Source organism: Frankia sp. AiPs1 (genome assembly GCF_023716945.1).
GTDB lineage: Bacteria > Actinomycetota > Actinomycetes > Frankiales > Frankiaceae > Frankia.
Map to the genome: position 1 here is coordinate 1 of NZ_JAMQQF010001148.1, position 644 is coordinate 644.

Genomic DNA, 644 nt, shown 5'->3' on the forward strand with positions numbered 1-644 from the left:
CCGCGTGCGCCGGGCCGCGCTGCGGCGGGTACCCGCCGTGGCCGATGCGGCGGTCCGTAGTCTGGACGAGTGCTGGTGCTGGCCCTCGACACATCCACGGCCGCGTGCGCGGTGGCGCTCGCCGAGCTGACCGCGTCCGATCCCGTGCGGCCGGTGAGCGCCGCGGCCGGTGAGCCCGCCGGCCCCGGCGTGCATGTCTGGCCCCGGGGGAGCGTCGTCACCGTCGACGCCCGCCGCCACGGGGAGCTGCTCGCGCCGTCGATGCGGGCGGTTCTCGACGAGGCGGGCGCGCGCCCGACCGACCTCGCGGCCGTCGTCGTGGGGGCCGGTCCCGGACCGTTCACCAGCCTGCGGGTGGGCATGGTGACCGCCGCGGCCTTCGCGGATGCGCTGGACATCCCCGTGCACGGCGTCTGCTCGCTCGACGGCATCGGTGCGGCCACGGCCGGCTCGGTCGGCGTGATCACCGATGCGCGGCGCCGCGAGGTCTACTGGGCCCGCTACGCCGGTGGGGTCCGGGTGGGCGATCCCGCCGTGGGCAGTCCGGCGCAGGTGGCCCGGACGTTGCGGGAGCTCGGCGTCGACGCCGTCACCGGCCCCGGCCGGGCGCTGTACCCGGAGCCGTTCGCCGGGTTCGCCAGCAC

General features: G+C 78.0%; 1 protein-coding gene. It reads left to right on the forward strand.

Annotation, left to right across the window (positions count from 1 at the left end; genetic code table 11):
• Positions 1-69 precede the first annotated feature (69 nt).
• On the forward strand, positions 70-644 hold a 575-nt coding region (gene tsaB / locus ND748_RS33370), incomplete at its 3' end, for a tRNA (adenosine(37)-N6)-threonylcarbamoyltransferase complex dimerization subunit type 1 TsaB (protein ID WP_251750199.1).